This window comes from Bradyrhizobium sp. UFLA03-84 (genome assembly GCF_002289535.1).
In the GTDB taxonomy this organism is placed as follows: Bacteria; Pseudomonadota; Alphaproteobacteria; order Rhizobiales; family Xanthobacteraceae; genus Bradyrhizobium; species Bradyrhizobium viridifuturi.
In genome coordinates this window covers 23,147-49,677 of sequence record NZ_NSJY01000018.1, presented here as the reverse complement: position 1 = coordinate 49,677, position 26,531 = coordinate 23,147, and the positions used below count along the sequence as shown (strand labels likewise).

Here is a 26,531-nt window from a genome sequence, read left to right as displayed (position 1 = left end):
ATCGCACGTCGAAGAGCGTGTCGTGTGGCCACCACTCTCCCTAACCCTCCCCCACAAGGGGGGAGGGAGCCTTTCCGTTGGTTCGTCCCTTACGTGAGTGCGCGGCAGTGCCGCCGCGCGCTCACTCACGCCGCGGCTTCTCCGAACACCATCTGCCAGCCCTTGCGCGTGTCCATGTATTCGCGCACCTGCTTGATGCGGCCCGCCTCGACCACGAACACGAATAGTCGTTGTCGTAGGGCTTGCCGCCCGGCAGGATCGCGCGCATGCGCTCCTCGACGATCACGCTGTCGCCGTCGGCATGAACCGCGCGGAAAGCGATGTCGATCTCGGAAAACAGGCGGTGCATCTCGGTCGAGATGAAGCGGGCGATCGCCTCCGCGCCGATCATGTGATCGGTGTGATCGAGCGCGACTGCGGTGGCGTTGCGCCCCGGCGCGATCCATTCGGCATCCGGCGCGAACGCGGCGGCAATCAGCGTGGCGTCGCGGGTCCTGAACGTCTGCCAGGCGTTGAGGACGATGTCCTTGTTGGTCGGGCTGGTCATTGCGGTGTCTCCGGGGTTGATTGATCGGCGCGGCGGGACGTGCTGGCCGGAATCGGACCTCATCACCACCGGGCCCTTTCCCGGATCGCGCGATGCGCTAGTGTCCGGCCATGCTCAGCTTCGAGGTCTGCAACGCGGCGCGGCTGCGGCGCGACGTGCGCTATGACGGCCGCTTCTTCACCGCAGTGAAGACCACGCGGATCTATTGCCGTCCGGTCTGTCCGGTGAAGCACCCGTTGCCGCGCAACGTCGCCTACTACCCGACTGCCGCCGCGGCGGAGGCGGCAGGCTACCGGCCGTGCCTGCGCTGCCGTCCTGAAACCGCGCCGTTCTGCCCGGCATGGAATGGCACCCGCTCCACGGTCGCGCGTGCGCTGAAATTGATCGACGGCGGCGCGCTGGAGCGCGGCACGGTTGCCGCGCTGGCCGACCGGCTCGGCATCACCTCGCGCCATCTCGGGCGGCTGTTCGAGCGCCATGTCGGCGCGAGCCCGCAGCAGGTCGCGACCACCCGCCGCGTCCAGCGCGCCAAGCGCCTGATCGACACGACGAACGATGCGATGACCGAGATCGCCTTCCGCGCCGGCTTCGGCAGCGTCCGCCGCTTCAACGCCGCCTTCGCCGACCTCTACGGCCGCTCGCCGTCGAGCCTGCGCGCGTCTTCACGCGGGCGGAGGTGAGGGGGCGCGCGCAGCCATGCGGCCACGTTAGGTCAACCCCCCTGACCATCTTTACCCATTGCGGCGGCTCGCCATAATCGTCTAGAACGACGGCGCAAAGCGCGTCCCGGCAACCAACCGTCAATGGTTTTGACCGAGGGTTTTGGCGCTCAACAGGGTTCGGCAATGCTGATTCGCGGCCAAATTGATGGGATTTCGGGGGAGGTGGCACAGGCTACCGCCACGATCCCGGCCGCAACGCCCGCCCTCCTTATTGGCGGCCTGCTTCTTACCTGCCCCTGAGGGCCGGCTGGGCGTCTGCGCCTGGGCACTCAGGGGTTTGTACGAGATCACCGGACCCTGATAATCGCCCAATGTAAACGCTCAAGCAGCAAACATGACGGGCGCAAAGCTCAAAGGAATTTCTGACATGGCCACCGCTGGTAAGTCCGAGAAGGACCGCGTCATCATTTTCGACACCACCCTGCGCGACGGCGAGCAGTGCCCCGGCGCCACCATGACCTTCGAGGAGAAGCTCGAGGTCGCCGAGCTGCTGGACGATATGGGCGTCGACGTCATCGAGGCCGGCTTTCCGATCACCTCGGAAGGCGACTTCCAGGCGGTCAGCGAGATCGCCCGCCGCTCCAAGAACTCGGTCATCGCCGGCCTCTCCCGCGCCCATCCGGCCGACATCGACCGCTGCGCCGAAGCGGTCAAGTTCGCCCGCCGCGGCCGCGTCCACACCGTGATCGCGACCTCGCCGCTGCATATGCGGGTGAAGCTGAACAAGACCCCCGAGGAAGTGATCGAGACCTCGGTGGCCATGGTCGCCCGCGCCCGCAACCAGATCGACGACGTCGAATGGTCGGCCGAGGACGGTACCCGCAGCGAGATGGACTATCTGTGCCGGATCGTCGAAGCCGTCATCAAGGCCGGCGCCACCACGGTGAACATTCCCGACACCGTCGGCTACACTGTGCCGGAGGAATACACCCACTTCATGCGGACGCTGATCGAGCGGGTGCCGAATTCCGACAAGGCGATCTTCTCGGTGCATTGCCATAACGACCTCGGCATGGCGGTCGCCAACTCGCTGGCCGGCATCGTCGGCGGCGCGCGGCAGGTCGAGTGCACCGTCAACGGCATCGGCGAGCGCGCCGGCAACGCCGCGCTGGAAGAGATCGTGATGGCGATCAACGTGCGGAACGACAAGTTTCCGTACTGGAACAAGATCGACACCACGCAGCTGACCCGCGCCTCCAAGGTGGTGTCGGCCGCGACCTCGTTCCCGGTGCAGTACAACAAGGCGATCGTCGGCCGTAACGCCTTCGCGCATGAGAGCGGCATCCATCAGGACGGCGTGCTGAAGGACGCCTCGACCTACGAGATCATGCGGCCCGAGATGGTCGGCCTGAAGCAGTCCTCGCTGGTGCTGGGCAAGCATTCCGGCCGCCACGCCTTCATCCACAAGCTGGAGGAGATGGGCTACAAGCTCGGCGCCAACCAGCTGGAGGATGCCTTTACGCGGATGAAGGCGCTGGCCGACCGCAAGAAGGATATCTACGACGAGGACATCGAGGCGCTGGTCGACCAGGAGATGGCGGCCGCCCACGACCGCATCAAGCTGACCTCGCTGACCGTGATCGCCGGCACCCATGGCCCGCAGCGCGCGACCATGAAGCTCGACGTCGACGGCCAGATCAAGATTGAGGAAGCCGAGGGCAACGGCCCGGTCGACGCCGTGTTCAACTGCATCAAGCGCCTGGTGCCGCACGAAGCCAAGCTGGAGCTGTATCAGGTCCACGCGGTGACCGAGGGCACCGACGCGCAGGCCGAAGTCTCGGTGCGTCTGGCGCACGAGGGCCGCTCGATGACCGCGCGCGCCGCCGATCCGGATACGCTGGTCGCCTCGGCCAAGGCTTATCTCGGCGCGTTGAACAAGATCGTGATGAAGCGCCAGCGCGACGTCCCGGCCTCCAAGGTCGCGGGCTGACGAGCGAGAGCGATCGACATGTGGAAACGCGGCGCTTCGGCGCCGCGTTTTTGTTTCGGGCGCGCATCTCCCCACCCGTCATCGAGGCGCGCACCGAGCGAGCCTCGAAGGATGCACGGCCGTCGGTCTCTGCGCTTGACGGCCCTTCTGCATCCGATTCCGGCGGTCAAGTGCGAGAGCCCAGGACCCTCTTTTTCCTGGCGGCGGTTGGCGGAGACAGCGCCTGAATGACACGGCATTCGGCAATGCGGCCGCCCTGGCAGGAGTCCAACGTTTCGCGCAGCTCCCGCCGCAATCGCGTCAGCGCCGCGATCTTTCGTTCGGTCACCTCAAGATGCCGAACCACAAGCTGGTCCACTTCCTCGCATGGCTTCTCGCCGTGCGCGGCTAGCTTCAGTAGTTCACGTACCTGCTCGATCGTGAAGCCAAGGTCCCGCGTACGGCGTATGAAGCCAAGCCGTTGGAGATGCTCGGCTGCGTAGCTCCGGTAATTCCCGGCAGTGCGCCGCGGTGCGGGGAGAAGGCCGATCTTTTCAAAATAGCGGATGGTTTCGATTTTGGTGTCGGTGGCTCGGCCCAATTGCCCGATTGTCAGCGCATCCATCTCTTGACCCTGTAGCGACTACAGGGTCCTAATATAGCTCGTAAGCCCATCGAGCGACAGGCCGATCATGAGCTCGCATTGTTGCGGACAACATCACGAAGACCTGGGCGGCGATCCGCTTCGCCAGAGCGCGTATCGGCGGGTCCTGTGGTCGGTCCTGGCGATCAACGCCGCCATGTTCGGCGTGGAGGTCGGCGCCGGGCTTGCCGCCGGTTCAGCCTCGCTGCAGGCCGATGCGATCGATTTTCTCGGCGATGCCGCCAACTACGCCATCAGCCTGCTCGTGGTTGGCATGGCGTTGCGCTACCGTGCGGCTGCGGCGCTCGCAAAGGCTGCGACGATGGCGCTGTTTGGGTTGTGGGTCCTCGGGATCACGGCGTGGCACGTCTTGAACGGCACGCTGCCGCATGCAGTCACGATGGGCAGCGTCGGGCTCACGGCGCTGGTCGCCAATACGGTCTCATTCTGGCTGCTGTGGCGTCACCGCACGGGAGACGCAAACATGCGCTCGGCGTGGATCTGCACGCGTAACGACGTTCTCGGCAATCTCGCGGTGCTGTTCGCGGCCGCAGGCGTCTTCGGGACCGGCACGGGTTGGCCCGACGTGATCGTGGCGGCGGCGATGGCCGCGCTTGCCCTCCAGGGATCGGCGTCGGTGATGCGACAGGCAAGGTCCGAGTTCAGGTCGAACGCCGATGTGGCGCCAACCGTCGGTTTGCGTCACGGTGGGCGCCCGGCGTCCATGGAGAGGCGTGGGTAAGGGCTGCAACAGCGCCGTGGCAGAATTCATCGCGTCCGCTTGTTCCAGGGGTGGCAACATGGCCTTGCGTCGAGGACCGCTGCTGATGTTCGCGCTGCTGCTGTCCACGACGGCCGCGCAGACTGGAGAGAAAGAGCCCAAGGAGCCCACGGCCATCGTTGAGCTCGGCGGAGCGGGCGAATGGGGTTTGCCGGGCGCCTCCAGTCATGGCCCCTCGCTCGCCGTCGAGTTCACGCCGATCAAGGATTGGCTCGAAATCGAAGGAGGCGTTGATCGCATGTTCCATAGCGGACGTGGCGAGTGGGGTACGGACCTCCTCTTCAAGAAGCCCTTCACCCTGTCGGACAAGCTCGAGTTCATGGTCGGCATTGGTCCGCAATGGACATTTTCGCGGGGAGGGACCCAGACCAGTGCGGAGTTCGCGCTCGACTTCATGTACTGGCCCACCGCGGATCGGAAGTACGGTTGGTTTCTGGAGCCGTCATACAGCTACGCGTTCAACCGCGGACACGAGCGATCACTGAGTACCACGGTGGGCCTGCTCATCCCGATCCCGTAGTCGACACAACGCAGTTCGGCTCGATCCCCGCCATTGCGGGCGGAGCGAAGCAATCCATCTTTCCGCTTGTCGATACGTGGATTGCTTCGTCGCATTGCTCTCCGCAATGACGGCCGAGGTTGATGGGTTGGGATGAATTCTGGCTTTCTGGGTCATTGTTGGAATCCCATCCCAACAATCCCTCCCATACCGCACTGCTTTGGAATCTTCCGCGCCATCCCCGGCGCTACCCTGCGTGCTTTCCGGGGATGCCGCCCATGCCGCTTGCCTCCATCGACGTCGACCTGCCGCGCGCCGCGACGCCGGCGGAGACCGCGCTGACCCGCCGCGTCGACCTCACCACGCTTCGCCTGTTCGTTGCCGTCTGCGACGAGCAGAACCTCACCCGCGCCGCGCAGCGCGAGGGCATCGCGGCCTCGGCGGTGTCGAAGCGCATGAACGATTTCGAGTTGGCGTTCGGCGTCACGCTGTTCAAGCGGCTCGCCAAGGGCATGGCGCTGACGCCGGCCGGCGAGGCGCTGCTGCATCACGCCCGGGTCACGCTGCTCAATGTCGAGAAGATCGCGGTCGAGCTGTCGGAATATTCGCAAGGCGTGCGCGGCCATGTCCGCATGCTCGCCAACCTTTCGGCGATCGTGCAGTATTTGCCCGAGGACCTGTCCGCCTTCTTCGCGGCGCACGAGCTGCTGCGCGTCGATCTGCAGGAGCGGCCGAGCGGCCAGGTGATCCGCGGCATCGAGGAGGGCGCAGCCGAGATCGGTATCTGCTCGGCCGAAGCCGACAGCCGCGCGCTCGAAGCCTTTCATTATCGCTACGACAATCTGGTGGTGGTGATGCGGCCGGACCATCCGCTGGCCGGCCGCGAGAAACTGCTGTTCACCGAGACGCTCGATTTCGACCATATCGGCCTGCATACCGCGAGCTCGATCTATCTGCGCTCGCAATATGCGGCAAACCAGGCCGGCAAGACCATGCGGCTGCGCATCAACGTGCCCGGCTTCGATGCGGTCTGCCGTATGGTGCAGGCCAATATGGGGCTCGGCCTGATCCCGGACCGCGCCTTCGCGGTCGTCGGCGCGGGCATGGGCCTGCGTGCAATCCCGCTGCGCGACGATTGGGGGCGGCGAGAGCTGAAGATCGTGGTCCGCGGCGCCGCGCATCTGTCCGCGACCGGCCGCCTGATGCTGGACTATCTGCGCACGATCGAGACCGACCGGGTCGGGCGGATCGGCAGTCCGCGCGTTTGAGCTGTCGCTGGAAGGCTGCGCAGAAACTCGATCAGCGCCGCGTTGACCTTGAAGTTCAGCTTCCCACGGCCATCTCGAGGGGATAGCTGCGGGAGAGGTCCATCATGACGGTGAATCAAATCAGGCCGGCGCATGTCGACGACGCTGCGGAGTTGACGCAAGTCGCAGCACGTGCGGTGAAGAATGACGGATTCGACGATAACGCTGTCGCACGCTTCATGCCCGGGCTCAGGGTCAACCTCGCGCTCATCGCAGCCGGGCTGGTCTTTGTCGCCGAGGGGGACGACGGCGTCCTGCAGGGCTGGGTGTCGGTGAGGCCAACCGGAATCGGAGGGCTGATTCTCCTGGAAGGCATCTTCGTCGAACCGGCCCATTCGCGCAGGGGCGCCGGCAGCAGGCTTTTTTCAACCGCAGTCGGGCTCTCGCGAAAGCTGGCGGGGAACGTCATCCTGATCAATTCGAGCCCAAGCTCGGTCGACTTCTACGCTCGCCTCGGCGCCAATAAGATCGGCGCCACGCCGTTCGTGTTCTCGCCCGACGTCGAGCTGACGATGTTCGCGTTCACGATTCCGCCAGTTTGAGCGACGAGGACGTCGACCGCGCGAGACCTGCATCAATCTCAATATCTCAGTGCAGAATCTTCACGGAGCAGGGGACTTCCGGTTTACCCTCCACGCGCTACCTAGTGGTCAACGCTTCACCGCAGCGGGTTGCGCGCGAGTGAGTTTGCGATGCCGTCCAACCCACCGCGCCCGCCGGCGAGGTGACATGCAGGAGGTCGATGATGACCGAGATCGTATCCGGCGTACGAATCCCGGACAGCAAGATCGCCCGGGAGGCCGCCGAGCTGGTGCGGCAATGCGAAACCGAGATGCTGTTCAATCACTCGGTCCGCGTGTTCGTGTTCGGCGCCCTCAAGGGCGTCAGGCAGAATCTGAAGTTCGATCCTGAACTGCTTTATGTCGCCGCGCTGTTTCATGATCTCGGCCTTGTCGATCACTTCCATAGCGAGACGAAGCGGTTTGAAGTCGACGGTGCCGATGCGGCGCGCGCGTTTCTCAGGAGCCACGGCATCCCGGAGCCGAAGACCGACCTGGTATGGGAAGCGATTGCGCTGCACACCACGCCCGGCATCCCGCAGTTCATGCGGCCGGAAATCGCACTCACCAACGCGGGCGTTCTGGTCGATGCCGTCGGTGTCGGATACGACGACTATACGGCCGAACAGCGCGACGGCGTGCTATCAGCGTTTCCGCGCGGCGATTTCAAGAACGAGTTCATCGAGGTTCAGACCTGCTCGGCCCTGAAGAAGCCACAGACCACGTTCGGCACGGTCAATTTCGACTTTGTGATGGATCACGACCCCACGTTTCACAGGCCGAACGCCTGCACCCGGATCCGCAACACACGGTGGCCGAGCTGAGCGCGGGCGGCGGACATCATCCGCCGTCAAGCGCGGCGAGGCGGTCGGCTTCCGCGATGTCCTCGACGGTGTTGGCGTTGAAGAACGGATCCAGCGGCTCGGTTGGCCATTCGACCGTGGCCAGCGGGTAGCGCGCGGTCCAGCGGTCGATCTTGCGCACGTCCTCCTCGACCAGCGCATGGCGCAATTCGCCGCGCAGGCGCACGCTCCAGAGGCCGATCACAGGGTGGGTCTGCCCGCCGGATGAGGCGACCGCGAGCTCGGCATTCTCGGCGGCGCGCGCCTGCTCCAGGCGTGTGACGAGATCGCGCGGAAGAAACGGACAGTCGCCCGCCGCGCTCAGCACCCATTTGGCATCCGGCCGGTTGGCCGCGGTCCAGTCGAGTGCCGCCAGGATGCCGGCGAGCGGGCCAGGATAATCGGCGACATCGTCGGCGACGACGGGAAGGCCGAACGCGCCGAACCGCGCAGGGTCGCCATTGGCGTTGATGATCAGCCCGCTGCATTGCGGGGCTAGGCGGTCGATCACCCGTTGCAGGATGGTGCGGCCCGCGATCTGGCGCATCGGCTTGTCGCCGCCGCCCATCCGCCGCGCGAGGCCGCCGGCGAGCAGCACGCCGGGAATGTCAGTCATTGTCGGTCTCGCCCTTGCGCTTGTGACGCATCGATTCCTCTTCGACATAGTCGAGGTTCTGGTCGTAGACGATCCGTTCCTGGCCCGACAGCGCGATGAAGCGCTTGCCGCGCGCGCGCCCGACCAGCGTCAATCCGACCTGCCGCGCCAGATCGACCCCCCATGCCGTGAATCCGGAGCGCGAGACCAGGATCGGGATGCCCATCCGCACCGTCTTGATCACCATCTCGGAGGTCAGCCGCCCGGTGGTGTAGAGGATCTTGTCGGCCGGATCGACATTGTGGCGGTAGATCCAGCCCGCGATCTTGTCGACGGCGTTGTGCCGGCCGACATCCTCGGTGTAGCAGATCGGCGTGCTCTCCTTGCACAGCACGCAGCCGTGGATGGCGCCCGCTTCCAGATAGAGCGACGGCATCGTGTTGATGGTGTGCGTCATCTGGTAGAGCCAGGACGTGCGTAGCTCGGCCTTCGGCAGCGCGACCTTCTCGACGGCTTCGAGCAGGTCGCCGAACGCTGTGCCCTGGGCACAGCCCGAGGTCTGGGTGCGCTTCTTCAGCTTGGCCTCGAAATTGGTGTGGTGCTCGGTGCGCACCACGACCACCTCGAGATCGTCGTCATATTCGACCTCGGTGACGACGTCGTCGTATTTCAGCATATTCTGGTTCAGCAGATATCCGAGCGCGAGGTATTCGGGATAGTCGTTGATCGTCATCATCGTGACGATCTCCTGCGCGTTGAGATACAGCGTCAGCGGCCGCTCGACCGGCACCTTGATCTCGGTCCGCGCGCCGGTCTGGTCGACGCCGACCACGCGCTCCGTCAGCCGCGGATCGTCCGGGTCTGGAACAATGGTGGGAGCGGTGGTTTTCGCGGTCACAGGTCGCAGTCCCGATGGGTTCACATGGTAATGGAGCTGGGGATATAAGCACGATCGGAGATGGACTGGCCACTCTCCGCCGCTTCGCCGGAACTGCCATGGACGGTCCGGCCTTGGAGATAACGCCGCAGTTCGCGATCCGGGTCGAACACATCTTGTCGACGACCGAGCACTGAGAGAGACAATGGCGCAGCTTTCGGACGACTGCTTCGCATTCGGCGGGCCGATGATGTCGGTGGACGAGGCCGTCGCGATCATCGCCGCGCGCGTCAGGCCGGTCGGCGAGACCGAGGCCGTTGCGCTGGTGGACGCGGACGGACGTATCCTGGCCGGCGACATTGCCGCGCCTCTGCCGCTGCCGCCGTTCATGAACTCGGCCGTCGACGGTTATGCGGTATCGGGTGCGGACCTGCCGACGGACAGCGAACGCGCGCTTCCGGTCGCCGGCCGCGTGCAGGCCGGTGCATCGGCGCAGCCGGCGCGGGCCGGGCAGGCGGTGCGAATCTTCACCGGCGCGCCGATGCCCGCCGGCACCGACACCGTGTTCATGCAGGAAGACGTGCGGATCGACGATGCCGGCAATGTGATCCTGCCGTCCGGCCTGAAGCCCGGCGCCAATGTGCGGCCGGCCGGCGAGGACATTGCACGCGGCAATGTCGCGCTGGCATCGGGGCGGCGGCTGCGCCCGCAGGACATCGCGGTCGCCGCGGCATTCGGGCTTACCACGCTCGACGTGGTGCGGCGGCTTCGCGTCGGGGTGTTCTCCACCGGCGACGAGCTGGCCGCGCCGGGGAGCGCGCGTGCCGAAGCGCAGCTGTTCGATTCCAACCGCTTCATGCTGATGGCGATGCTGCGTCGGCTCGGCTGCGAGGTCGGCGATCTCGGCATCCTGCGCGACGAGCGGGCCGAGCTCGCCGCGGCGCTCAAGCAGGTCGCGCGCAGCTACGACCTGATCCTGACCACCGGCGGCGTCTCGACCGGCGAAGAGGACCACGTCAAGGGCGGCATCGAGCAGGCCGGCTCGCTGGTGCTGTGGCGGATGGCGATCAAGCCGGGCCGCCCGGTGGCAATGGGAATCATCGACGGTACGCCGCTGATCGGCTTGCCCGGCAATCCCGTGGCGAGCTTCGTCACCTTTGTCCACGTGGTGCGGCCGACGGTGCTGGCGCTTTCGGGCGCCGTACCGTCTCCGCTACTGCCGATGCCGGTCCGGGCGGCCTTCAGCTACAAGAAGAAGACCGGCCGGCGCGAATATGTCCGCGTCTCGCTGCGGCGGGCGGCGGATAGTGCGCTGGAGGCGACCAAGTTTCCCCGCGAAGGAGCCGGCCTGCTGTCCTCGCTGGTCGAAACCGATGGACTGGTCGAGCTTGGCGAGACCGTCGTGCGGGTCGAACCGGGCGATGTCGTCGGATTCCTCGGCTACGCCGGTCTGCTGTAGCGCTGAGAGGCCGCCGAGATCGCGTGGATCGGACGATCGCGCGATTGGAAATTCAGATCGCTCGATAGGCAAACATTAACAACAGCCTGCGCGGCAACCCGACGCTGCTAGAGGCGTTCTAAATATGCTTGCCTGTGGCATGCCAGAGAATAGAGTTGGTTCAGCAAGCGCGGTTTGCGCAAGAGCGAGGTTCCAAGGCGGGTTTCATGAGCGGAGACGACGTTCACAAGGTTCGCGCGTTCGAGCATCCCGGAGCGGGCAGGAAGCGGGCGAAAGCCACGCCCAAGGGACGCCAGGTCGATCCCGTGGCCGCGCACGAGATCGAGGTGCTGCTCGCCGACCGGCCGCGGCGGCGCGACCTCCTGATCGAGTACCTGCATCTGATCCAGGACAAGTACCATCAGATCTCGGCGGCGCACCTGGCCGCGCTCGCCGACGAGATGAAGCTTTCGTTCGCCGAAGTGTTCGAGACCGCGACCTTCTATGCGCATTTCGACATCGTGAAGGAGGGCGAGCCTGACATCGCGCCGCTCACCGTGCGCGTCTGCGATTCGCTGACCTGTGCGATGCTCGGCGGCGAGCAGCTCTTGAAGGATCTTCAGTCCCGCGCCGGCCCCGGCATTCGCGTGGTGCGCGCGCCGTGCGTCGGCCGCTGCGATACGGCGCCTGCCGCAGAGGTCGGCCACAACTTCGTCGATCATGCGACCGTCACCAACGTGCTCGCGGCAGCGAAGAGCGGCGACACCCATGTGCATCTTCCGCCCTATGTCGACTACGACGCCTATGTCGCCGGCGGCGGATACGAGCTGCTGGCGCGGCTGCGCTCGGGCGTGCTGCCGCGCGAAGACCTGCTGAAGGCGCTCGACGATGCATCGCTGCGCGGTCTCGGCGGCGCCGGTTTCCCGACCGGCCGCAAATGGCGCGCCGTGCTCGGCGAGCCCGGGCCGCGGCTGATGGCCGTCAACGGCGACGAGGGCGAGCCCGGCACCTTCAAGGACAGATATTATCTCGAGACCGATCCGCATCGCTTCCTCGAGGGCATGCTGATCGGCGCCCATGTGGTCGAGGCGCCCGAGGTCTACATCTACATCCGCGACGAATACCCGGCCTGCCGCCAGATCCTCGATCGCGAAATCGCCAAGCTTCCGCCGGGCGGTCCGACCTTGCATCTGCGGCGCGGCGCCGGCGCCTATATCTGCGGCGAGGAATCCTCGCTGCTGGAATCGATCGAGGGCAAGCGCGGCCTGCCGCGACACAAGCCGCCATATCCGTTCCAGGTCGGGCTGTTCGGGCTGCCGACACTGATCAACAACATCGAGACGTTGTGGTGGGTGCGCGACATCGTCGAGAAGGGCGCCGAGTGGTGGAAGAGCCACGGCCGCAACGAACGCCATGGCCTGCGCAGCTTCTCGGTGTCGGGACGCGTCAAGGATCCCGGCGTCAAGCTCGCGCCCGCCGGCATCACCCTTCGCGAACTGATCGACGAGTTCTGCGGCGGCATGGCCGACGGCCACACCTTGCAGGCCTATCTGCCGGGCGGCGCATCCGGCGGCATCCTGCCGGCCTCGATGGACGACATCCCGCTCGATTTCGGCACGCTGGAGAAATACGGCTGCTTCATCGGCTCGGCTGCGGTCGTCGTGCTCTCGCAGGCCGATGACGTCAGGGATGCCGCGCTGAACCTGATGAAGTTCTTCGAGGATGAAAGCTGCGGGCAATGCACGCCCTGCCGCGCCGGAACCGAGAAGGCGGCGCTGCTGATGCAGCAGCCGGTCTGGGACAAGGAGCTGCTCGAGCAATTGAGCCAGGCGATGCGCGATGCATCGATCTGCGGCCTCGGTCAGGCCGCCTCCAATCCGCTGACCTCAGTGATCAAGTATTTTCCGGACGGCTTTCGTCCGCAGCAAGCCGCCGAATAGGCGGGCCGGGCAGGGCGAATTTCGACGAGGATTCGAATGAGCAACGACAAGAACTCTCCGCCGCAGGGTTACGGTCACGACGCCAAGGGCGCTGCCGGAGGAAAGAATGTCCCCGACGGTCGCGTCACCGTCACGCACAGCGAGCCGATCGGCAAAATTGGCGGAACGGGCGGCGGGCCGCAGATGATCCAGTTCGAGCTTGACGGGCAACAGGTCGAGGCGCGGGCCGGCGAAACCATCTGGCAGGTCGCCAAGCGCCAAGGCACCGAAATCCCGCATCTCTGCTATTCGCCCGCGCCGGACTATCGGCCGGACGGCAATTGCCGCGCCTGCATGGTCGAGATCGAGGGCGAGCGCGTGCTGGCGGCGTCGTGCAAGCGAACGCCTTCGGTCGGCATGAAGGTGAAGTCGGGGAGCCAGCGCGCCGTCGCGGCGCAGAAGATGGTGATGGAGCTGCTCGTCGCCGATCAGCCGGCGCGCGAGACTTCGCACGATCCGGACTCGAAATTCTGGCACTGGGCCGAGAAGACCGGCGTGACCGAAAGCCGCTTCCCGGCGGCCGAGCGTTGGCACGCCGACACCAGCCATCCGGCGATGCGCGTCAATCTCGATGCCTGCATCCAGTGCGGCCTCTGCGTGCGGGCGTGCCGCGAGGTGCAGGTCAACGACGTGATCGGCATGGCCTATCGCAATCACGATGCCAAGATCGTGTTCGACTTCGACGACCCGATGGGCGAATCGACCTGCGTCGCCTGCGGCGAATGCGTGCAGGCTTGTCCGACCGGCGCGCTGATGCCGGCCGTGATGCTCGACGACAAGCAGACCCGCGTTACCTGGCCCGACCGCAAGGTCGACTCGCTGTGCCCGTATTGCGGCGTCGGCTGTCAGGTCACCTACGAGGTCAAGGACGAGAAGGTGATCTATGCGGAAGGCCGCGATGGTCCCGCCAATCACAACCGGCTCTGCGTCAAGGGCCGCTTCGGCTTCGACTATATCCATCACCCCAACCGGTTGACCAAGCCGCTGGTGCGGCTGCCCGGCGTCAAGAAGGATGCCAACGACCAGGTCGATCCGGCCAATCCCTACACCCATTTCCGCGAAGCATCGTGGGAAGAAGCGCTCGACCTTGCCGCGGCGGGCCTGCGCAAGATCCGCGACGAGAAGGGCGCCAAGGCGCTCGCCGGCTTCGGTTCGGCCAAGGGCTCCAATGAAGAGGCCTATCTGTTCCAGAAGCTGGTCCGCACCGGCTTCGGCTCCAACAATGTCGACCACTGCACGCGGCTGTGTCACGCCTCGTCGGTGGCGGCGCTGTTCGAGGGACTGAGTTCGGGCGCTGTCTCGGCGCCGTTCGCAGCCGCCGCCGACGCCGAGGTGATCTGGGTGATCGGCGCCAATCCGACCGTGAACCATCCGGTCGCCGCGACCTTCATCAAGAACGCCGCCAAGCGCGGCGCCAAGCTCTACGTGATGGACCCGCGCCGGCAGACCCTGTCGCGCCACGCCACGCAGCATCTCGCCTTCAAGCCCGGCAGCGACGTCGCGATGCTGAACGCGATGATCCACACCATCATCACCGAAGGCCTGACCGACGAGCAGTACATCGCCGGCTACACCGAGGGCTATGACGACCTCAAGGCCAAGATCCAGGAGTTCACGCCGGAGCGCATGTCGCCGATCTGCGGCATTCCCGCCGAGACGCTGCGCGAGGTCGCGCGCGCCTACGCCAGCGCCAAGTCGTCGATCATCTTCTGGGGCATGGGCATCAGCCAGCACGTCCACGGCACCGACAATGCGCGCTGCCTGATCGCGCTGGCGCTGATCACCGGCCAGGTCGGCCGCCCCGGCACCGGGCTGCATCCGCTGCGCGGGCAGAACAACGTGCAGGGCGCCTCCGACGCCGGCCTGATCCCGATGTTCCTGCCGGACTATCAGCCGGTCGGCCGCGACGACATGCGCGGCGCCTTCGAGAAATTGTGGGGCCAGGAGCTCGATCCGGTGCGCGGGCTGACGGTCGTCGAGATCATGAATGCGATCCACGCCGGCGAAATCCACGGCATGTATGTCGAGGGCGAAAATCCCGCGATGTCCGATCCCGACCTGCAGCACGCGCGCGAGGCGCTCGCCAAGCTCGATCACCTCGTGGTGCAGGACCTGTTCGTCACCGAGACCGCGTTCCACGCCGACGTGATCCTGCCGGCCTCGGCATTCGCCGAAAAATCCGGCTCCTTCACCAACACCGACCGCCGCGTGCAGCTGGCGCGCGAGGTGATCAAGCCGCCGGGCGATGCGCGGCAGGATCTCTGGATCATCCAGGAGATCGGCAAGCGGATGGGATTGCCCTGGAATTACGCGGGACCCGGCGAGGTCTTCACCGAGATGGCCGAGCTGATGCCGTCACTGAAGAACATCACCTGGGAGCGCCTAGTGCGCGAGGGCGCGGTGACCTATCCGGTCGACGATCCGGACAAGCCCGGCAACGAGATCATCTTCACCACCGGATTCCCGACCGAGAGCGGCCGCGGCAAGATCGTGCCGGCCAAGGTGATCCCGCCGGACGAGCTGCCCGACGACGAGTACCCGATGGTGCTGTCGACCGGACGCGTGCTCGAGCACTGGCACACCGGCTCGATGACGCGCCGCGCCCAGGTGCTCGACCAGATCGAGCCCGAGGCGGTCGCGTTCATGACGCCGAAGGACATGAGCAAGAAGGGGCTCGCCCCCGGCGACTTCATCCGTCTCGAGACCCGCCGCGGCGCGGTCGAGGTCAAGGTGCGCGCCGACCGCGACGTGCCCGAGAACATGGTCTTCATGCCGTTCTGCTACGCGGAAGCCGCAGCCAACCTGCTGACCAACCCGGCGCTCGATCCGTTCGGCAAGATTCCGGAGTTCAAGTTCTGCGCGGTCCGCGCCGAGAAGATCGATATCCGGACGGCGGCGGAATAGCCGTCCGAATACAATGTGAAGATGTCGACCTGTCTGGTCGGCCAAAATCGCGGGAGATCGGCTATGCGAACGAATATCGTGGGAGCCCTTTGTGCCATCGCAATGATGGCGAGCGCGCACGCGGCGGTGAAGGAAGAGCCGGTCACCTACACCGACGGTGAGACCACGATGAAGGGCTTCGTGGTCTATGACGACGCAACCCAGGCCAAGCGGCCCGGCATCGTCATGGTGCATGAATGGTGGGGCATCACCCCGCATATCCACAACGAGGCGAAGAAGTTCGCGGAGCAGGGCTATGTCGCCTTCATCGCCGACATGTATGGCGACGCCAAGACCGCCGACAACCCGAAGGATGCCGGCGCGCTGTCCGGCTCGGTGATGAAGAACCCGAAGGTGATGGAGCAGCGCTTCAACGCCGCGCGCGAGCAACTCGTCAAGCAGCCTTCCGTCAATCCGCAGCGGATCGGCGCCGTCGGTTACTGCTTCGGCGGCGCGGTCGTGCTCAACATGGCGCGCACCGGCGCTGATCTTGCCGCCGTTGCCGGCTTCCACGCATCGCTCGGGCTGAATACTCCCGCGCCGGCGCCGGGTACCGTCAAGGCGAAGATCCTGATTCTGAACGGTGCGGACGACCCGTTCGTGAAGCGCGAGCAATACGATGCGCTGAAGAAGGATTTCGACGCGGCGAAGGCCGATTACCGGATCATCGAATATCCCGGCGCGGTGCACGCGTTCACCAACCCCGAAGCCACCGAGCTCGGCAAGAAGTTCAACCTGCCGCTCCGATACGACGCCAAGGCCGATCAGGAATCCAAGGCCGAAGCAGCCAAGCTGTTTGCCGCGAACCTGCAGAAATAAGCGGACCGGCCGCCCGCATGATCAAGGTCATCATTTCGGGCGGCTTCGCTGCGGTCTACCGCGAGGTGCTGCCTGAATTCGAGCGCAGCACCGGCATCAAGGTGGAGACCGGATCCGGAGCGTCGGAGGGCACCGGCCCGAAAACCATCAGGCACCAGCTTGCGCACGGCACCAAGGCGGATGTGGTGATCCTGTCGCGCGAGGGCCTGCGCGGGCTGAACGAAGACGGGCGGATTCGTGCGGGATCCGAATCGGGCCTCGCGACGGCGCCGCTGGCCGCCGCGGTTCGGGCCGGCTCGCCCAGGCCCGACATCGGCAGTGCTGCCGCGCTCAGGCAAGCCTTGATCGACGCCGGCCGGGTGGTGGCGCCAAGCAGCACCAGCGGACAGTTTTTTCGCGACAAGGTCGTCCCGAAGTTGAACCTGCCGGACACGGTGACGCTCACCCTCGAGGCGCGCGGCACCGAGGCGGCCGAAGCGCTGCGCGCGGGCAGGGCGAATCTCTCGATCGGGCCGACCAGCGAGCTGGTGCAGGAGACCGGTATCGAGGTCGTGGGTCTGCTGCCTCCCGATCTCCAGCTTGTCCAAACCTTCACCGCCGCAATCGTCAGCGACTCCACCGCGCCTGAAGCGGCCGGGCGCCTGATCGATTTTCTTTCCTCTGATACCGATCTCCTGCTCGCGGCCATCAGGCGGGCAGGCATGCAGCGGCCCCGCGGCTGACTGCGGCTGCGACCGGGCTGCGTCGATCATGAACTGCTGTGAGACGTCCGGCTCAGCGATTGCCGGGCGCGACGTTGAGCGGCGCACCCCCGGTCGAAATCGGACCTGACGGTTTGGGCGCCCGAGCCGGCGGCTTTCGCGGCTTCGGGGCGGCCTGCGCGACCGGGGCATGCGGCGGCTCGACGACGGCCGGCGCCGGCACGGGAGCCGGAGCGGGGCGCTGCAGCGCGTCGACCTTCGAGGTCAGGGCCGCCAACTGGTCGACGATGGTCTTCAACTGGTCCTGCTGGTCGGCCATCGATTTGCTGAGCGCGCCGATGTCGTCCTCGAGCTTCTGCTGGGTCGCGAGCAGATCCGGCAATGTCTCTTTGTCGCCTGCGGCCGCCTTGTCGCTGGCCGTGGCGTTGCCGAGCGACGGAACCAGCGGTGCGATCTGGGGCCAGGCGTAGACGCCCCCGGCGCCCACACAGGCGATGATGACGACCAGCAGGAACCACGGCCAGCGGCGGCGAGCGGCAGGAATCGGGCTTGTCGGCGCATGGCGGTGCCATGCCTGATCGGAATCGTTGGTCACCTATGCTTCCTAGTCCGCTTCGGCAGCAGTTGCAATCGACGCCGAGTCTGACCACTTTGCAGGCATGTCCCCCTCGTCCGGAGCCCCATTGGCCCCCACGCACACGTCCCAGCTTCTTGAGGAACTCGTCGCTCAAGCACCGGACGGCCCCGTCGATCTCGAATGGCTCCTCAGCAACCTGGACAAGCGGTCGTTCGGCCTGCTCCTGTTGCTTTTGGGGCTGCTGGTGATCATTCCCGGCGTCGCGACGATCGCGACGCTGGCGCTGCTGTTTCCGGCGGTCGAGATGATGTTTGGCCGCAGCGCGCCGGCGTTTCCGAGTTTCGTCTCGAAGCGGCAGTTCGATTTCAAGCGCTTCAAGCGGTTCACCGTCTTTGTGCGCCCGATGCTGCAGGCGATCGAACGCATCAGCCGGCCGCGCTGGGACGCGCGTCGCGACGTGATCGACCGCCTCGTCGGTCTGGTGGTGTTTCTGCTGGCCTTCTCGGCAGGCTGGCCGCTGCCGCTGGTCAACGTCATTCCGGGAATGGTGGTCGTGCTGATCGCGATCGCCTATCTGCAGGAGGACGGCCTGCTGCTCACTATCGCGATGGCGGCGGCGCTGCTTTGCCTGCTCGGGCTCGGATGGACGCTCTGGGCATCGTTCGGAGCGGTGATGAGCTGGTTGGGGTTGTGACCTTCGACGCCGATGCAGGCAGCTGTCCCGGCATGAGGGGTCGACATCTCGTGCGGGCATGATCATTATCTCGCCGGACGTCGCGGCAAACAGCGACGCGAATGGGGAGAACAAGATGCGTTGCATCACGCTCGCGGCGATCGCCGCGTTCAGCCTTGCTTCCACGTCGGCGGTTCCTGCTGCCGACAAGAAATACGATCCCGGCGCCAGCGATACCGAAATCAAGATCGGGCAGACCATGCCCTATAGTGGTCCGGCTTCGGCCTATGGCACGCAGGGCCGGGCCGAAGCTGCATACTGGAAGATGATCAACAGCCAGGGCGGCATCAACGGCCGCAAGGTCACGCTGCTTAGCATGGACGACGGCTATAGCCCGCCCAAGACGGTGGAGCAGACGCGCAAGCTCGTGGAGCAGGATGAGATCCTCGCCGACATCGGCTCGCTGGGCACGCCGACCAATTCATCGATTCAAAAATATCTGAACAGCAAGAAGATCCCGCATCTTCTGATCTCGACCGGCGCTTCGAAGTGGAACGATCCGAAGGAGTTTCCGTGGACCACGCCGTTCTATCCGCCCTATGCGCAGGAAGCGAAGATCTACGGCAAGTACATCCTCAAGGAGCTGCCGAGCGCGAAGATCGGCGTGATCTATCAGAATGACGACTTCGGCAAGGACTATCTCAGGGGTTTCAAGGAGGCGCTCGGCGACAAGGCCGGTCTCATCGTCAAGGAGCTCAGCTACGAGGTGACCGATCCCACGATCGATTCCCAGATCGTCAATCTGAAGGCCGCGGGCGCCGACGTGCTGATGACGATCACGACGCCGAAATTCGGCGCGCAGGCGATCCGCAAGGTTGCCGATCTCGGCTGGAAGCCGACGCACTTCATCGTCTCGGTCTCAAGTTCGATCGGCGGTGTGCTCGAGCCCGCCGGCCTCGAACCATCCACCGGGCTGATGACGGCGCTCGCCACCAAGGTGGTGGGCGATCCGGCCTGGGATACCGACAAGGGCGTGCAGGACTATCTCGCCTTCATGAAGCAGTGGTATCCCGAGGGCAATCCGATCGATGGCAGCAACCAGATCGGTTATCTCTCCGCGCAGTTCACGGCCATCATCCTGAAGAATTGCGGCGACGAGCTGACGCGCGAGAACTTGCTGAAGCAGGCCACCAACATCAACAAGGTCTCGCTGCCGCTGCTGCTTCCAGGCATCACGGTCTCGGTGTCGCCGACCAACTACTCCACCTTCGACACGTTCAAGCTCGCGAAGTTCGACGGCAAGACCTGGAAGTTCTTCGGCGAGAACATCAGCACGGCGGCGCGCTGAGGACTGGCGAGACGTAGCTAGCCATGCCGGTCGGCATCCATGGGCGCAGCAAAATCGCTGCGCCCATTCGGAGCGCCTTGTTGTGTCAGTTGCGATGGTGGCTGCCACGACCGCGCGTGGCCCACAGCTGATATTGGTCCCTTGTTGGCACAGAGGTCGGCCGCCGCGGCCGAGGCCGGGCGGTAACCTCAACCCAAGCTTGCAACTCACCTACCGTGGAACTACGGTCCTTGATAAAGCGCCAGCATTAGGGAACCATAGCTCCACGGGCCCACGCATGGCCCTCGCTCTTCGAGCAAGGGAGGACGGTCGTGAACGGCCAAATGCATCCGGCGGCACCTCACCATCTGCCGTTCTTCGTCCCCGGTCCCAATGGCGACGACACCCTTATGGTGGTGATGGGCATCTTCCTGGTTGTGGTCGTCTTGTATGTCGGCACGCTGTACTGGAAGTTGCACAGCCTGCCGGAGCGGATGGCGCACAAGTCGCAGAAGCTGCAGTTCGAGATCGTCGCCGTGCTCGGCCTTATCTCGCTGTTCACCCACATGCACATCTTCTGGATCGCGGGCCTGCTGCTCGCGATGATCGACCTGCCGGACTTCAGCACGCCCCTGCGCACCATCGCGGGATCGGTGGAGCGGATCGCCGACGCCACGCCGCCGAGGTCCGTGCCGCCGCCGGAGCCGGACGCCGTCGCCGCCGCAGAGGAGGGACAGGGCCATGCTTGAGCTCCTGCTGTGCTCCCTCGTTACCATCCTCCCGGACTATCTCTATCGCCGCTACCGGCAGGGCAAGCGCTTCGGCAAGGAGATCACGTTCTTTTCGGTCTGGCACGAGCTCAGATGGGGCATCACCGGCTGCCTGATGCTGACGATCGCGCTGATCACCATGATCTTCTACTATCATCCGTCCACCACCTCGGCGGCGATCTACTTCCGCACCGTGCCGATTCTCCCCGAAGTGGCCGGCCGCGTCGCCGAAGTGAATGTCGGCTACAGCGCTGCCGTGAAGAAGGGCGATGTGCTGTTCAGGCTCGACAATTCGAAGCAGCGGGCCGCGCTGGAGACGGCGAAGCGGAAAATCGCAGAGGTGGAAGCGTCGCTGACCAGCGCGCGGGCCGATGTGGTCAAGGCGGACGCCCAGGTCGGCGAGGCCAAGGCGTCCTGGCAGCAGGCCAAGGACGAGCTGGATACCAAGAGCGAACTGCAGCGCCGCAATCCGGGCATCGTGCCGCAACGCGACATCGAGAAGCTGCAGGTCGTGGTCGATCAAAGACAGGCCGGCATCGATGCCGCGAACGCGGCGCGCGAGACTGCGGGCTTGCGCGTCTCCACGCTGCTGCCCGCCGAGAAGGAGAGCGCGGAGGCATCGATGGCGGAAGCGCAGGTCGATCTCGACAAGACCTATATCCGCGCCGGCGTCGACGGACGGGTCGAGCAGTTCCTGTTGCGGACCGGCGACGTCGTCAACCAGATGATGCGACCGGCCGGCGTATTGATTCCCGATGAGGCAGGCCGCAGCGTGTTGCAGGCCGGCTTTGGCCAGATCGAGGCCCAGGTCATGAGGCCCGGCATGATCGCGGAGGCGACCTGCATTTCGAAACCCTGGGTGATCATCCCGCTCGTCGTCACCGGCGTGCAGGACTATATCGCCGCCGGTCAATTCCGTTCCGGCGAGCAGCTGCTCGATCCGCAGGCCCTTCGCCAGCCGGGCTCGATCCTCACTTTCCTGGAGCCGCTCTATGCGGGCGGGCTTGAAGGCGTCACGCCGGGCTCCAGCTGCATTGTCAACGCCTACACCAGCAACCACGATGTGATCGCCGATCCGAAGACCGGCGCGCTCAAGGGCTTTGCCCTGCATGTCGTCGACGCGACCGGGCTCGTGCACGCGCTGCTGCTGCGTATCCAGGCCTTGCTGCTGCCGGTCAAGACGCTGGTGCTGAGCGGGCATTGAGATTGCCGTGGCGGCGGCTGGCTGCCCGGAAGCTTGTCTCATGCGGAGGATGGGTCATGACGCCCTTGCTGGATGAAATTCGACGCAGCCCGCTGCTCTGGATGCTGATCCTCGTTCCAGCGGTGCTGGCGGTCGAACTCGTTGCGCCCTCCTCTCATACCGCCCTGTTCGTGCTGGCGGTGCTGGCGATCGTGCCACTGGCCGCGCTGCTCAGCCATGCGACCGAAAGCGTCGCTGCCAGGACGGGCGATGCGATCGGCGGACTGCTCAATGCGACGTTAGGAAATCTGACCGAACTGATCATCGCCGTGGCCGCACTTCAGGCAGGGGAGCATCTGCTGGTCAAAGCGTCGATCGTCGGCGCTATCGTCACCAATTCGCTGTTCATGCTGGGCGGGTGTTTTCTGCTCGGCGGATTGCGCTATCCGCTCCAGGAATTCAATCGCGCCGGTGCGCGGCTGCAGGCGGCCCTGCTGCTGCTCGCCTCGATCGCGCTGCTTGCACCGGCGGCGATTGCCGGGCTCGAGCTGGCGCAGGGCGGTGCCTTGACCAGAAGATTGAGCCTTGGCCTCGCGCTTCTTCTGATCGCTGCCTACGGCCTCGATTTGCTGTTCTCGCTGCGGACGCACAAGGGCCTGTTCGCGACCGAGGATCACGGCGAGGCGGATCATGAGGCGAACTGGCCGATCGGGCTTGCGGTCGGCACGCTCGTCGTCGTCACCGTGCTCGTCGCGCTGGTCAGCGAAATATTCGTCGGATCGGTGCAGAGCGCAGGGCAGGCACTCGGAATGGGACCGGCCTTTATCGGCTTCATCGTCGTTTCGCTGGTCGGAGCGGCCGCGGAAATGGCCGTGGCATTTTCGGCGGCCCGCAAGAATCGCCTCGACATGAGCGTCGGCATCGCGCTCGGCAGCGCGTCCCAGATCGCCCTGTTCGTGGCGCCGGTGCTCGTGATCCTGAGCTATGTCATCGGCCCTGCGCCGATGGACCTGCAATTCTGGCCCGGTGCCGTGGTCATGGTGATGCTGACGACCATGACCTGCGGCTTCATCACGAGCGGCGGCCGCTCCGCCTGGTTCGTCGGCGTCATGCTGCTGTTGATCTATGCGATCTTCGCCATGACGCTGTATGTGCTGCCGCCCGGGGTCGCGCGCTCATGAGCGGGCAGCCGGACAACGCCATGCGCCGTCGAGGCTTGCCAGGCGGATGGGTTCGGCTTGCCGTACCGCTGGTGTTTGCCTGCAGCGTCGTCGGCCTGCTGGTCGAAGCTGCCGTGCCGCACTTTCTGCCTGACAACTCGTTCACAGCGGCCGTCGGAGGCGCTGCTCAGGCGGGCGTATTCGCGATCTGGCTCTATCTAGCCTGGCGCATCGCCAAAACCCTTCAGGGTATCTACGGTCCCGACAGCGTTCGCTACCTTGAGCAAACGCCGGTTTGGAGAATTCTGCTTCACGTGACGGCGGCCTATGGCCTTGCGGCGTTCTGCTTTGCGGTGATCTACGCATTGATCGTTCGCCGCGACGCCGACGCCTTCTCGGCTCAGCTCAACCTCGGCAACGCGCTCTATTTCAGCATCGTGACCATGACGAGCACAGGATACGGCGACATCTTCCCCAAATCAGGTTGGGCAAAGGCCGCCGTGTGCGTGCAGATCATATTTGGCGTTCTTTATAACGTGCTGTTCTTTTCCATCTTTGCAGGACTTGCCGGGCGCAGGCGGGGAGGGTGACGCGACAGCGGCGGTCGGCCCCGCGCGTCTGCGACTGATGTCGGGTGGCGATTCACTTGTCCCGTGTTGCCGGTTGTCGCAGCTGGAAGCGTCGCTGACATCCGCGCACTCGAGGAAAGCGGCGAAACCGTGCTGGTGCACCGTTACGCCGGCGTCGGATTCGCGCGCGGAGTCGCGAACGAGGCGGCCGTCCATCTCCTCGCCACGGATCGGCACTGCCCGTGATGGTGTGGTGCGCTTGGACATGCAGCCATCGGAGAAAAAATCCGCATGCTATGGCAGCGAATGCGTCGGCAGTGAACAGGCAGAGACTCTGTCGGAATAATATTTCCTTGATGGTCGTCAACGCGAGCAGCGCGATACATGCCAATTTTTTCGAGGGGCACTCATTATTTAGGAGATTTCCAATGTTGAGAATAGTGACTGGAACAACCGCACTCTTCCTCATCGCATCGTCGATTGCTAACGCGCAGGGTCCGCAAGCCGCTCCCGCCTCTTCGGAACGCTTGAACATAGCGGACCGCAATAATCTCACGGACATGCGGATCGATCTCACGAAGGCTGCGTTGCAGCTGACCGCCGAACAAGAAAAACTATGGCCGCCAGTGGAGAGCGCGATACGTGCCAGAGCGGAGGATCGGAAAGCGCGCGTAGCCAAGGTGCAAGAAACAGTGGGCAGGCGAGCTGACGAAAGCCGCATCGAAGCTTTGCGTAATCGTGACCCAATCGCCTTTCTGCAACGACGCTCTGAAGCATTGGCTCAACGATCCGCCGATTTGGACAAGCTAGCCGAGGCGTGGCAGCCGCTCTACAAGACGCTCAATCCCGAGCAGAGGCAGCGCGTGGCGGCTCTTGCCATTTTTGTACTCCACGACATGAGCGATGTCATCGAGCGACGCAGGGCAATGATGCGGGCCGATGACGACGAAGACTAGAATTCGACTGCCGCATTCAGTTCGCGAAACCTGATTCTAGGAGAAACCAATGCGAACCAGTCTATTTGTGTCAGCGATTGTTGTGGCATCCGGTGCGGCAAGTGTGGCGGCTGCCGACAATCTCAAGGGGACTTACTATCTTGTAGGAGCCCAGACTTGCCTGGTGGCACCGGCTGGATTCAAGCAAGACAGCAATGGAAACCTCACGATACCGATTGGCGAGACAAACCTCAGTCAACTCACCACTGAAGGTCGGATCATCTACCATGGTGACGGCACCGGCGAAGCGAAGCAGACCTTCGTAACCATTGTTCCACCAACACCCAATTCCTTTGGAGCGGCGGTAAGCGCGGGCGCTATGTCTTACTCGTTCACTTACGAGCAGGAGGGGGATAATGCCTATCGCATGACCGTCAAGCCCGGTACCTTTAAGGGCGAGCTCAACGCTGGTCCAAATGCTGGCAAACAATTTTCCATCGAAGGGGACAGCCGGCTGTTCCGAGTCTCCGACGACGGAAAGAGGATCGCAGCAGCAATGGACAAGCCGTTCGTCCAGAAGATCAGCTTTTCGGGATCGCCTCAGCCCGTTCCGCGGGTCTGCACCTCAATCAGTAACCAGTCCATGATCAACGGCTCCACAGTTACGGAAGGAAGGAGCAGATAATCGCGTTGACCGCGATTATGCGATCCAGGCTGCATCGGCGCAGGCGTGACGCCTGCGCCGATGTCGTTTCAGAAATTAACCGTGCGATTCACACTGGCACCGGCCGCTTGCGGACGCGGCCAGCTTCCTGTTGATGCGGTCTTTAGGCGTCAAAAGATGTGTCGTCTACCGGCAGGGACGACAGTGCAGATGGGCACCCAGCATTCGCGGCCGGCGAACCCGCCATTGCCAAACCCCGCATTGACCGCGCGACGGCGGCCGGGCACAGCGTGTGGCGAAGTCATCGAGCGGTCGCAAGAGCCGCAGGGAATACCGCCGCACTGGATTTTGCAGTGCAGCAACGGCGCAATCAGCCCCTGCTAAAGGGGCAATGGCAATCGTCGTTGCTTCTCTGTAATGGTGCGACCGGATGTCTCGGGGCCGGAATTCGTGCTCCGCAATTACGCGGGAGGAAACATGCGTAAATTCATTTTGGCTGCGGCGTCGATCGCGGCCTTGACCTTTGTCGGACCGGCGTCGGCGCAGTCGCCGATCGTCCTCAAGTTCAGCCACGTGGTGGCCTCGGACACGCCGAAGGGCAAGGCGGCCGACAAGTTCAAGGAACTCGCCGAGAAGTACACCGGCGGCAAGGTGAAGGTCGAGGTCTACCCGAACTCGACGCTTTACAAGGACAAGGAAGAGCTCGAGGCACTGCAACTCGGCGCGGTGCAGATGCTGGCGCCGTCGAACTCGAAGTTCGGTCCGATCGGCATCAAGGAATTCGAAGTCTTCGATCTGCCCTACATCCTTCCCGACCTGAAAGCGCTCCGCAAGGTGACCGACGGTCCGCTCGGCGCCCAGCTGCTCAAGAAGCTGGATTCCAAGGGCATGACCGGGCTCGCCTATTGGGACAACGGTTTCAAGCAGATGAGCGCGAACAAGAAGCTGGTCGCGCCGGCCGACTACAAGGGGCTCAAGTTCCGCATCCAGTCGTCGAAGGTGCTGGAGGCCCAGTTCCGTGCGCTCGGCGCGATCCCGCAGGTGATGGCGTTCTCCGACGTCTACCAGGCGCTGCAGACTGGCGTCGTCGACGGCCAGGAGAATACCTGGTCGAACATCTACACCCAGAAAATGCATGAGGTGCAGAAGTACGCCACCGTCACCAATCACGGCTACATCGGCTACGTCGTGGTCGTGAACAAGAAGTTCTGGGACGGTCTGCCGGCCGACATCCGCGAGCAGCTTTCCAAGGCGATGAAGGAAGCCACCGAGTTCGGCAACAACCAGTCCGCCAAGGAGAACGACGACGCGCTCGAAGCGATCAAGAAGGCCGGCAAGACCGAGATCATCTCGCTCTCGCCCGAGCAGGACGAAGCGATGCGCAAGGCGATGATGCCGGTCTACAAGGACGTGGCTTCGCGCGTCGGCCAGCCGCTGATCGACGAATTCCTCAAGGAGACAGGCCGCAGCCCGATGAACTGAGGCGTGATCCGGAAAACCAGACTCCGGTT

26 protein-coding genes are annotated in these 26,531 nt (G+C 64.5%); 21 read left to right on the top strand and 5 right to left on the bottom strand.

The genetic code is table 11. From position 1 onward, the window contains the following. Positions 1-121: 121 nt before the first annotated feature. A complete protein-coding gene (locus CK489_RS36935) occupies positions 122-547 on the bottom strand; it encodes a nuclear transport factor 2 family protein (RefSeq protein ID WP_158226556.1) in 426 nt (141 codons plus the stop codon). A gap of 110 nt (positions 548-657) precedes the next feature. Between CK489_RS36935 and CK489_RS36930 the strand changes: the two genes are divergently transcribed. Together CK489_RS36930 and CK489_RS36925 are read left to right on the top strand one after the other, a co-directional pair. Continuing rightward, entirely contained in the window at positions 658-1,227 is a 570-nt protein-coding gene (locus CK489_RS36930) for a bifunctional transcriptional activator/DNA repair enzyme AdaA (RefSeq protein ID WP_095735803.1), read from the top strand. A gap of 409 nt (positions 1,228-1,636) precedes the next feature. Next, the gene (locus tag CK489_RS36925) at positions 1,637-3,199 is read left to right on the top strand and encodes a 2-isopropylmalate synthase (protein WP_095735802.1); all 1,563 of its coding nucleotides are present in this window, start codon (positions 1,637-1,639) and stop codon (positions 3,197-3,199) included. 166 nt (positions 3,200-3,365) lie between these two features. On the opposite strand, the gene CK489_RS36920 is transcribed toward CK489_RS36925, so the two are convergent. After that, positions 3,366-3,803, bottom strand: a complete 438-nt coding sequence (locus CK489_RS36920; RefSeq protein ID WP_095735801.1) for a MerR family transcriptional regulator — start codon at positions 3,801-3,803, stop codon at positions 3,366-3,368. A gap of 67 nt (positions 3,804-3,870) precedes the next feature. Here CK489_RS36920 and CK489_RS36915 point away from each other — a divergent pair, with 67 nt between their 5' ends. From CK489_RS36915 to CK489_RS36895, 5 genes are all read left to right on the top strand, one after another. Then, entirely contained in the window at positions 3,871-4,563 is a 693-nt protein-coding gene (locus CK489_RS36915; protein WP_095735800.1) for a cation efflux transmembrane domain-containing protein, read from the top strand. A gap of 85 nt (positions 4,564-4,648) precedes the next feature. Continuing rightward, on the top strand, positions 4,649-5,122 hold the full coding sequence (locus CK489_RS36910; protein WP_143278312.1) for a hypothetical protein: 474 nt from the start codon (positions 4,649-4,651) through the stop codon (positions 5,120-5,122). A 257-nt stretch (positions 5,123-5,379) separates the two neighbouring features. Beyond that, the gene (locus tag CK489_RS36905) at positions 5,380-6,369 is read left to right on the top strand and encodes a LysR family transcriptional regulator (RefSeq protein ID WP_095735883.1); all 990 of its coding nucleotides are present in this window, start codon (positions 5,380-5,382) and stop codon (positions 6,367-6,369) included. 104 nt (positions 6,370-6,473) lie between these two features. Beyond that, on the top strand, positions 6,474-6,950 hold the full coding sequence (locus tag CK489_RS36900; RefSeq protein WP_095735798.1) for a GNAT family N-acetyltransferase: 477 nt from the start codon (positions 6,474-6,476) through the stop codon (positions 6,948-6,950). A gap of 203 nt (positions 6,951-7,153) precedes the next feature. Then, complete coding sequence (locus CK489_RS36895) at positions 7,154-7,792, top strand: HD domain-containing protein (protein ID WP_095735882.1); 639 nt, start codon at positions 7,154-7,156, stop codon at positions 7,790-7,792. A 16-nt stretch (positions 7,793-7,808) separates the two neighbouring features. On the opposite strand, the gene mobA is transcribed toward CK489_RS36895, so the two are convergent. Then, positions 7,809-8,426 carry a molybdenum cofactor guanylyltransferase MobA gene (gene mobA, locus CK489_RS36890; protein WP_050631595.1) on the bottom strand — a complete coding sequence of 206 codons (618 nt, stop codon included), beginning with the start codon at positions 8,424-8,426 and terminating at the stop codon, positions 7,809-7,811. Continuing rightward, entirely contained in the window at positions 8,419-9,303 is an 885-nt protein-coding gene (locus CK489_RS36885; RefSeq protein WP_095735797.1) for a formate dehydrogenase accessory sulfurtransferase FdhD, read from the bottom strand. Before CK489_RS36885 ends, mobA begins: the two co-directional genes overlap by 8 nt. 184 nt (positions 9,304-9,487) lie before the next feature. On the opposite strand from CK489_RS36885, the gene CK489_RS36880 reads away from it, so the two are divergent. From CK489_RS36880 to CK489_RS36860, 5 genes are all read left to right on the top strand, one after another. Next, the gene (locus CK489_RS36880; RefSeq protein ID WP_095735796.1) at positions 9,488-10,741 is read left to right on the top strand and encodes a molybdopterin molybdotransferase MoeA; all 1,254 of its coding nucleotides are present in this window, start codon (positions 9,488-9,490) and stop codon (positions 10,739-10,741) included. A 206-nt stretch (positions 10,742-10,947) separates the two neighbouring features. Then, positions 10,948-12,660, top strand: a complete 1,713-nt coding sequence (locus CK489_RS36875; RefSeq protein ID WP_095735795.1) for an NADH-ubiquinone oxidoreductase-F iron-sulfur binding region domain-containing protein — start codon at positions 10,948-10,950, stop codon at positions 12,658-12,660. A gap of 183 nt (positions 12,661-12,843) precedes the next feature. Beyond that, complete coding sequence (gene fdhF / locus CK489_RS36870) at positions 12,844-15,603, top strand: formate dehydrogenase subunit alpha (protein WP_095735881.1); 2,760 nt, start codon at positions 12,844-12,846, stop codon at positions 15,601-15,603. A gap of 63 nt (positions 15,604-15,666) precedes the next feature. Beyond that, on the top strand, positions 15,667-16,461 hold the full coding sequence (locus CK489_RS36865) for a dienelactone hydrolase family protein (RefSeq protein WP_245350684.1): 795 nt from the start codon (positions 15,667-15,669) through the stop codon (positions 16,459-16,461). Positions 16,462-16,478: 17 nt separating this feature from the next. Next, positions 16,479-17,183 (top strand): substrate-binding domain-containing protein, encoded by a 705-nt coding sequence (locus CK489_RS36860; protein WP_095735793.1) that lies wholly within the window; start codon positions 16,479-16,481, stop codon positions 17,181-17,183. A gap of 52 nt (positions 17,184-17,235) precedes the next feature. On the opposite strand, the gene CK489_RS36855 is transcribed toward CK489_RS36860, so the two are convergent. Continuing rightward, positions 17,236-17,757, bottom strand: a complete 522-nt coding sequence (locus tag CK489_RS36855) for a hypothetical protein (protein ID WP_095735792.1) — start codon at positions 17,755-17,757, stop codon at positions 17,236-17,238. An 88-nt stretch (positions 17,758-17,845) separates the two neighbouring features. On the opposite strand from CK489_RS36855, the gene CK489_RS36850 reads away from it, so the two are divergent. From CK489_RS36850 to CK489_RS36810, 9 genes are all read left to right on the top strand, one after another. Next, positions 17,846-18,433 (top strand): exopolysaccharide biosynthesis protein, encoded by a 588-nt coding sequence (locus CK489_RS36850; RefSeq protein ID WP_158226555.1) that lies wholly within the window; start codon positions 17,846-17,848, stop codon positions 18,431-18,433. Positions 18,434-18,548: 115 nt separating this feature from the next. Further along, positions 18,549-19,760, top strand: a complete 1,212-nt coding sequence (locus CK489_RS36845; protein WP_095735880.1) for an ABC transporter substrate-binding protein — start codon at positions 18,549-18,551, stop codon at positions 19,758-19,760. A gap of 311 nt (positions 19,761-20,071) precedes the next feature. Then, a complete protein-coding gene (locus CK489_RS36840) occupies positions 20,072-20,488 on the top strand; it encodes a hypothetical protein (RefSeq protein WP_094194363.1) in 417 nt (138 codons plus the stop codon). After that, positions 20,481-21,713, top strand: coding sequence for an HlyD family secretion protein (locus CK489_RS36835; protein WP_050631604.1), 1,233 nt, complete (start codon positions 20,481-20,483; stop codon positions 21,711-21,713). The genes CK489_RS36840 and CK489_RS36835 overlap by 8 nt, the downstream gene beginning before the upstream one ends. Positions 21,714-21,769: 56 nt before the next feature. Further along, complete coding sequence (gene cax / locus CK489_RS36830; RefSeq protein ID WP_095735790.1) at positions 21,770-22,873, top strand: calcium/proton exchanger; 1,104 nt, start codon at positions 21,770-21,772, stop codon at positions 22,871-22,873. Beyond that, entirely contained in the window at positions 22,870-23,442 is a 573-nt protein-coding gene (locus CK489_RS36825) for a potassium channel family protein (protein WP_050631606.1), read from the top strand. The genes cax and CK489_RS36825 overlap by 4 nt, the downstream gene beginning before the upstream one ends. A gap of 407 nt (positions 23,443-23,849) precedes the next feature. Next, positions 23,850-24,377 carry a Spy/CpxP family protein refolding chaperone gene (locus CK489_RS36820; protein WP_095735789.1) on the top strand — a complete coding sequence of 176 codons (528 nt, stop codon included), beginning with the start codon at positions 23,850-23,852 and terminating at the stop codon, positions 24,375-24,377. Between the two features lie 49 nt (positions 24,378-24,426). Next, positions 24,427-25,041: a hypothetical protein gene (locus CK489_RS36815; RefSeq protein ID WP_128089696.1), complete on the top strand. Its 615-nt coding sequence runs from the start codon at positions 24,427-24,429 to the stop codon at positions 25,039-25,041. Positions 25,042-25,497: 456 nt separating this feature from the next. Further along, a complete protein-coding gene (locus tag CK489_RS36810) occupies positions 25,498-26,502 on the top strand; it encodes a TRAP transporter substrate-binding protein (RefSeq protein ID WP_050631626.1) in 1,005 nt (334 codons plus the stop codon). Positions 26,503-26,531: the final 29 nt, after the last annotated feature.